Origin of the sequence: Streptomyces sp. KLMMK, from assembly GCF_036961605.1 — a bacterium.
Taxonomy (GTDB): domain Bacteria; phylum Actinomycetota; class Actinomycetes; order Streptomycetales; family Streptomycetaceae; genus Streptomyces; species Streptomyces telluris.
In genome coordinates, this window is sequence record NZ_JBAMDC010000342.1 from 1 (window position 1) to 7,001 (window position 7,001).

Annotated in this window: 7 protein-coding genes and 1 pseudogene; 3 read left to right on the top strand and 5 right to left on the bottom strand. The window is 70.9% G+C overall.

The features are described from left to right. Positions 1-121 precede the first annotated feature (121 nt). Both V7793_RS30335 and V7793_RS30340 read right to left on the bottom strand, forming a co-directional pair. The gene (locus tag V7793_RS30335) at positions 122-322 is read right to left on the bottom strand and encodes a hypothetical protein (protein WP_168095827.1); all 201 of its coding nucleotides are present in this window, start codon (positions 320-322) and stop codon (positions 122-124) included. A gap of 583 nt (positions 323-905) precedes the next feature. Beyond that, positions 906-1,481, bottom strand: coding sequence for a TerD family protein (locus tag V7793_RS30340; protein ID WP_336012502.1), 576 nt, complete (start codon positions 1,479-1,481; stop codon positions 906-908). 196 nt (positions 1,482-1,677) lie between these two features. Between V7793_RS30340 and arfB the strand changes: the two genes are divergently transcribed. Further along, positions 1,678-2,115 (top strand): alternative ribosome rescue aminoacyl-tRNA hydrolase ArfB, encoded by a 438-nt coding sequence (arfB, locus tag V7793_RS30345; RefSeq protein WP_336012517.1) that lies wholly within the window; start codon positions 1,678-1,680, stop codon positions 2,113-2,115. 69 nt (positions 2,116-2,184) lie between these two features. On the opposite strand, the gene V7793_RS30350 is transcribed toward arfB, so the two are convergent. Then, positions 2,185-2,736: a flavin reductase family protein gene (locus V7793_RS30350; RefSeq protein WP_336012505.1), complete on the bottom strand. Its 552-nt coding sequence runs from the start codon at positions 2,734-2,736 to the stop codon at positions 2,185-2,187. A 340-nt stretch (positions 2,737-3,076) separates the two neighbouring features. On the opposite strand from V7793_RS30350, the gene cdgB reads away from it, so the two are divergent. Beyond that, positions 3,077-4,888, top strand: a complete 1,812-nt coding sequence (cdgB, locus tag V7793_RS30355) for a diguanylate cyclase CdgB (protein ID WP_336012508.1) — start codon at positions 3,077-3,079, stop codon at positions 4,886-4,888. A 128-nt stretch (positions 4,889-5,016) separates the two neighbouring features. After that, on the top strand, positions 5,017-5,973 hold the full coding sequence (locus tag V7793_RS30360) for a carbohydrate-binding protein (RefSeq protein ID WP_336012511.1): 957 nt from the start codon (positions 5,017-5,019) through the stop codon (positions 5,971-5,973). Between the two features lie 2 nt (positions 5,974-5,975). Here V7793_RS30360 and V7793_RS30365 read toward each other — a convergent pair whose 3' ends face one another. Further along, positions 5,976-6,803: a class II fructose-bisphosphate aldolase gene (locus V7793_RS30365; RefSeq protein WP_336012514.1), complete on the bottom strand. Its 828-nt coding sequence runs from the start codon at positions 6,801-6,803 to the stop codon at positions 5,976-5,978. A 45-nt stretch (positions 6,804-6,848) separates the two neighbouring features. Further along, a pseudogene (locus tag V7793_RS30370) lies at positions 6,849-7,001 on the bottom strand (1-phosphofructokinase); the annotation flags it as partial.

A 7,001-nucleotide genomic window follows, 5' to 3' on the forward strand; every position in this document is an offset into this window, starting at 1 on the left:
GGTCGGGGCTCGGCCTGGGCTCAACCGGTGCTCGTGTATCCGCAGCTCCAGCACTTGTACACGCCGTTGCCCATCTGCTGCATCATGTTCTGGCAGTTGGGGCAGGCCAGCGCCAGGTGCTTCAGGGGGCCGCGGCGCCCAGTCCCTTGGGGCACGCGGGGCAGACCCCTCGCACGATCGCCGGCGACGTGGCGTCGCCGGGGTTCTCCGCCACGACGATCACCCGCAGCGGGCGCCCGCACTCCGGGCACAGCTCGGGCTCGCGGTCCCGGTCGCCGATCACTGCGGCGAGAATGCGTTCGAGTGAGTCGCCGTCGTCCATGGTGCGTGTGTCCTGTCTCCACGGGTGCCCCTCCTTGGGTAACTACGTACCCGCCCCGGTGAACCCCAACTCCGCTGCTCAGCCGCTGGTTACGGAGCGTGCGCAACCGGTCGGCTGTGTGGTATGGCGGGCCGCTTCCCCTTGGTTCTACCCAGGTTGAGGGGGCTGCCAGCCGCACGTGGCGGCGGCCTTCCGGGCCCGGAAATCCACCGGCCCGGGTCGTAGGGCGGCGGATAAGTGCCCCGGGGCGGCAGCCGAGCACCTCAGCAGCCCCGGCGGGGCTGGCCGCGCTGACCCTCGACGTCGTCGCGACGAGCGCGCCTGCCGGCGCGGTCGGGAACACCACCGATGTGTTGTGGCACAACACGACCACTGGTGAGGTGGGGACGTGGTTGCTCGACGGCAACCGCAATGTGACCGCTAATCCGCCGTTGTCGTGGCGGTGCGGCCCGGAATGCAACCGGGACTGGAAGCTTTCCGGGACCGGGCGCTTCGGCTGAGCCGGGCCGGGTCGAGCGCGCCCGCGCCCGGCCCGGGCAGGGGCCGCCCCGTAACCCGGGGCGGCCTCTCACCGCGGCCTTCGTCAGACGTTGACGCCGAAGTCCTGCGCGATGCCCTGCAGGCCCGAGGCGTAGCCCTGGCCGACCGCGCGGAACTTCCAGTCCGAGCCGTTGCGGTACAGCTCGCCGAAGACCATGGCGGTCTCGGTGGCGGCGTCCTCGCTCAGGTCGTAGCGGGCGAGCTCGGCGCCGCCGGCCTGGTTGATGATGCGGATGTAGGCGTTGCGGACCTGGCCGAAGTTCTGGCTGCGGGCCACCGCGTCGTAGATCGAGACCGGGAAGACGATCTTGTCGACGTCGGCCGGGAGGGCGGCCAGGTTGACGTTGATCTGCTCGTCGTCGCCCTCGCCGGCACCCGTGACGTTGTCACCGGTGTGGACGATCGACTGGTCCGGCGTGGCCTTGTTGTTGAAGAAGACGAAGTGGGCGTCGGAGTAGACCTTGCCCGTGGGGTTCACGGCGATCGCGCTCGCGTCGAGGTCGAAGTCCGTGCCGGTGGTGGTGCGGACGTCCCAGCCGAGGCCGACCGTGACGGCCGTCAGGCCCGGGGCCTCCTTGGTGAGGGAGACGTTGCCGCCCTTGGACAGGCTTACAGCCATGGGAATTGTCCCTTTCTGGTCAAGTCTGCGTCGGTTCTGCAGCGCACCGCGGCCTGCGGGTCACCGTCATCCTTTTTAACGTCCTCGGGGGACCCCAGGGTTCCACCCGCTTTTACTTTCTTTGCCAATCCCTGATGCCCGCGCGTGTCGAAGGCGGCGCAAAACGAGGTGACGCCCGCCCGTGCCACGCGGGATCATGGGGGGCATGTCCGGCCCCTACGTCATCCGCGGCTCGGTCTCCCTGCCGGAGGCCGAGCTCCAGTGGCGTTTCTCCCGCTCCTCCGGCCCCGGCGGCCAGCACGTCAACACGAGCGACAGCCAGGTCGAGCTGCGGTTCGACCTCGCCCGCACGGAAGCGCTGCCCGAGGTCTGGAAGGAACGCGCACTGGCCAAGCTCGCCGGCCGTCTCGTCGGCGGCGTCGTGGTCGTGCGCGCCTCGGAGCACCGCTCGCAGTGGCGCAACCGCGAGACCGCCGCCGTCCGGCTCGCCTCGCTGCTGGCCGAGGCGAGCGCCCCGCCGCCCCGCCCGCGGCGCGCCACGAAGATCCCGCGCGGCATCAACGAACGGCGGCTGCGGCAGAAGAAGCAGCGCGCCGAGACCAAGCGCGGGCGCACCGGCAAGGACTGGGCCTGAGGGCTGGGCCTGCGAGCCGGGCCTGTGGGCTGGGCTTGAGGGCTGGGCTTGATCGCGCCCCGCCCCGCCTCATCCCAGCTGCCGGTACTTCCCCTTGAAGTACGTCAGCGGACCGCTCTCCGTCGCCGGCGCCGTCGCCGTGAGCACCCTGCCGATCACCAGCGTGTGATCCCCGGCCGTCACCCGCTGCTCCGTCCGGCACTCCAGAGTCGACAGCGCGCCCCGTACGAGCGGCGCGCCGGTCGCCGTCCCGGACGTGTAGGGGATGTCCTCGAAGAGCAGGCGGTCGCTGATCCGTCCCTTCATCGCGAAGCGTCCGGCGATGTGCCGCTGGCTCTCGGAGAGGACGGACACCGCCCACAGCGGCTGCCGCTCCAGGAGGTCGTCCATACGGGAATCGTTGCGAACGCTCACCATGACGAGCGGCGGCTCGAGCGAGACGGACAGGAAGGCGGTCGCCGTCATTCCGACGTCCTCGCCGCGCGGACCGTGCTCCGGGTCGTGTGCGGTCACCAGCACCACGCCGGCGGCGAGGCGGGCGAGGGCGGCACGGAACTCATCGGCGCTCACCCCTTCAGAATGGGCTATGGCGGTCTCGTAGAGCGGGGTCGTCTGCAACACGCTGTGCACGCTAGCCCGCCCGTAGCGCCCTCGCATCGGACTGCAGGACCAGGCGGGTCCTAGGTCGGAAGGGTGCCGGAACGGTTCCGAAAGTTGTCCGCATCGGTTCGGGAAGGCGTCCGGATCAGTGTTCGCACGGTTCCGGATTTGCGTTCAGGAAGCATAAGAGCTTCTAACCCCGCCAGTAGCGGGACCTCATCACGCATTGTGACATGAGTCACAGAGGGCTGTAATTGTTGACCCTGTGTACCGAGTGGTCAGCTCGCTGTGATTCAGTGGCCGTGGTAAACGGACGACAAGAAGCCTGGAGTTGCTGTCGAGGTCTCGGGGGAGAGCGAAGATGGAGACCGAGTCGGAGCCGTATGTCCGCCTGGCCACCTTGCGCGGGCTGCATCAGGTGGTGGCCGATCTGAACACGGCGCGAAGTCTCGCGGACACCTTGCAGACCGTCGCGGACGGCATCGTCACCGGGCTCGGGTACGAGCTCTCGGCCGTCAATCTCGTACGGCCCGACGGTGACCTCGTCGTGGCCGCCGTCGCCGGCAGCGCCGGCGCGGAAGCGCTGCTGGCCGGGCGGGTCGGCTCGCGCGTCTCCTGGGAGCGGCGGCTGGCCATGGCCGACCAGTGGGGCTCGCTGCGGTTCATCCCGTACACCGAGGGCTGGGTCCTCGACAACGACGACGTGCCCCAGTGGCACACCGCCGGCCCGGCGCCGCGCTTCCCGGACGAGTGGCACCCCATGGACCGCCTCTTCGCCCCCATGTACACCGCGGGCACGGCGGGCGGGGAGCTCCTCGGCGTGATCTCCGTCGACAAGCCGCGCAACGGCCGGCGGCCCGGCGCCTGGGGCCGCGAGGCGCTGCAGATGTACGCCTTCCAGGCCGCCATCGCCATCAGCAACGCCCGCCTGCGGGCCAACATGCAGCGCGCCCTCGTCCGCCTGGAGCGGGAGCAGCAGGCCCTGCGCGCCAGTGAGGAAAGCTTCCGCCAGGCCTTCGAGTACGCACCCAGCGGCATGGCCATCGCCGAGATGGGCGGCGATCAGCACGGCCGCCTGCACCGCACCAACGACGCCCTGTGCCGCCTCCTCGGCCGCTCCGCGTCCCAGATGCGCCGCTATTCGTTCTCCGACCTCGTCCACCCCGAGGACATCGGCACGCTCCTGCGCACCTCCGCCGAGGGCGGCCGCGCCGAGCTGCGGCTCGCCCGCCGTGACGGCACCTACGTGTGGGTCTCGCTGCGCAACTCCGTCGTGGCCGACGCCGCGGACGGGCCGCGCTTCCTGCTCACCCACGTCGAGGACATCGAGGAGCGCAAGCGGCACGAGCTGCAGCTCGCCCACCGCGCCAGCCACGACTCGCTGACCGGCCTGCCCAACAGCGCCGAGCTGCGGGCCCGGCTCAGCAGCCGGCTGTGCAACCGCGCGCCCGGCAGCGAGCCCCACGCGGCCGCCGTGGCCGCGCCCTACGGCTGTCTCGACGGCTTCGCCGAGGTGGAGGGCGTCGACGGGGCGGCGGCTGCGAGTGCGGGTGTGGGCGCGGCCGGGACGGCCGGGATGGCTGCGGGCGGTGCGTACGGGTCCGTGCAGACCGGGCCGTACGCGCACGGCTTCGGCTCCGAGCTCGGCCCCGAGCACGCACCGGACTGCGGGCCCGACTACGCCCCCGACGAGATCGGCTGCGGCGAGCACGACGGCGCCTACCCCGGGCATGTCCACGCCATAGCCCCGCCCGAGGACGGGGAGGACGACGGGACCAAGGGCCTGGCGGTCCTCTTCTGCGACCTCGACGGCTTCAAGGCGATCAACGACCGCTTCGGGCACCACACGGGCGACGCCGTCCTCATAGAGGTCGCCCGCCGGCTGAGCAACGGCGTCCGCGAAGGCGACACGGTCGCCCGCCTCGGCGGCGACGAATTCGTCGTCCTCGCGGACGGCCTTGCCCAGGCCGACGCCGAGGACCTGGCCGTACGGCTGCGCAGCGCCATCGTCCCGCCGATAAGGGTTGACGGCCGGGCGGTGAGGGTAGGCGCGAGTTTCGGCATCGGCTGGGCAGGCTGCGGCATGTCCGCCGACGAGGTGCTGCACTCCGCCGACCAGCGCATGTACGTCGAAAAACGGTCACGCGCCAAGGCAGGTCGGCGGGCGGGCTGAGGCCACGCACCGCGAGGTGTCGCCGCGTCGCGGTAGGCTGCGCCAACGCGGCACCGCCGCCTACCGTGAAATCGAACGCAAAGATTTGGCCAGTGGGCGATGGGCCCACAGCTGGGGAGTGACAGGGGATGACGGCCGGTAATAACGGCACGGGTACGCCGGAGAACGACGACCCGTTCGCGCACCTGTACCGCTCGGAGGGCGGCGAGGGGCCTCACGACAGCGCCCCGGCCGCGCCGCAGCCGGGCGTCCCCCGCACTTCGTACAACCAGGTACGGACGGTCGGCTCACGCCAGTACGGCCCGCGCCAGCCGCAGTCGCAGCCACAGCCGCCGCACGCCCAGCAGCCGTCGCCGCACTACGCGGCCCCGGAGACCCTGCCGGGCGGCGTCCCGCGCCAGCCGGCGTCCCACGGTGGTCACGGCGGCCACGGCGGCGGCTCCCGGCCGAAGCGGACCGGCCTGCTGGTGGCGGCCATAGCCGTCGTCGCGGTGGTGGCGGGCGGCATCGCGGTGGCGATGCTGAACAACAGCGGCACGAGTGACGACCAGAGCAGCAACCAGGCGTCCTCCGGGGGCGACCAGAAGCAGCCGCAGGACGAGGACAAGAAGAAGCCGTCCAAGGACCCGGAGAAGAAGAAGGAACCGGACAACCCGTCGGCGGTCGGGAAGCTCAAGCGGGACGCGTCGAGCCTGAGGCTGGTCGGCAGCGCCGCCACGTCGCACGAGGTGCACGGCGCCAAGGCCGAGAACGGTGCGTACGTAGGCATCAACCAGGTGGGTGCCGGCATCGAGTGGGAGGTGGACGTCCCCACCGGCGGCGACTACCGGCTGTACGCCACCTATGGAGTGCCCGGCACGGACAACGACCTCTCGGTCGCCACCAATGGCGCGACGGCCTCCTACCCCATAAAGATGAAGAACTTCGGCAATGCCAAGCCCGGTGAGTGGGTGAACTTCTGGGTGAACTCCTGGACCCAGGTCACCCTCAAGCCGGGCAAGAACACCATCAAGATGTCCTGCGAGCAGGGCAACAAGTGCGACGTGCACATCGACCAGGTCTGGCTGCAGCCCGGCGGCGCGTGACCTCACCCGGAGACGGTCCGGAGGAATTCCGCCACCGTCTCCGTCATGGCGGCCCGCGCAGGGGTCAGGTACTTGCGCGGGTCCGTGGTGGAGGGGTGGGCCTCCAGGAAGGCGCGGATCGTGCCTGTGAAGGCCTTGTTCAATGCCGTGCCCACGTTGATTTTCGTCATTCCGGCGGCCACCGCCCTGCGGAGTTCCGTGTCCGGGACGCCTGACGAGCCGTGGAGGACCAGGGGGACGGGGACGGCGTCCCGTAGAGCCGCGATCAAGGCGTGGTCCAAAGTCGCCGTGCGTTCCGTCATGGCGTGGGTGCTGCCCACTGCCACGGCCAGGGCGTCGACGCCTGTATCCGCCACGTAGGCCGCGGCTTCCGCCGGGTCCGTGCGTACGCCCGGGGTGTGTGCGTCGCCCGCCTTTCCGCCGACGCGGCCCAGTTCCGCCTCCACCCAGATGTCGCGTTCGTGGCCCCAACGGGCGGCTTCCGCCGTCGCTTTGACGTTGTCCCCGTAAGGGAGTTTCGAGGCGTCGAACATCACCGAGCTGAAGCCGTGGGTGTGCGCCTGGCGCAGGAGTGCCTCGCTTTCCACATGGTCCAGGTGGAGGGACAGGCGCGCCGAGGAGGCGGCCGCCACCGCTGCCGTGGCGGCGGCGATGGGGCCGGGTCGTCCGCCGTGGAACCTGACGGCGTTCTCCGAGATCTGCAGGACGGCGGGGAGGTTCGCGTCCTCAGCGCCCGCCGCGACGGCCTCCGCGTGTTCGACCGTGATGACGTTGAAAGCGCACAGGGCGCGGCCTGCGGTGATGAGTTCCCTGGTGTGGACGAGTGGCATGGCCGGTGGTCCTTCCGTCGGGGAGCCCCCTCGCAGGGGGCGGGTTCAGGCCGCCGTGACCTTCACGCGCGGCAGCACGTCCTCGTACGTCGCGGGGTCGAATTCGCCTGCCGTGGGGGCCTTTACGGTGGCCGCGGCCAGGGCCACGGCCCGGGTCAGGCGGTCCGGCCAGGGGAGGCCCTCGACGAGGGCCGACAG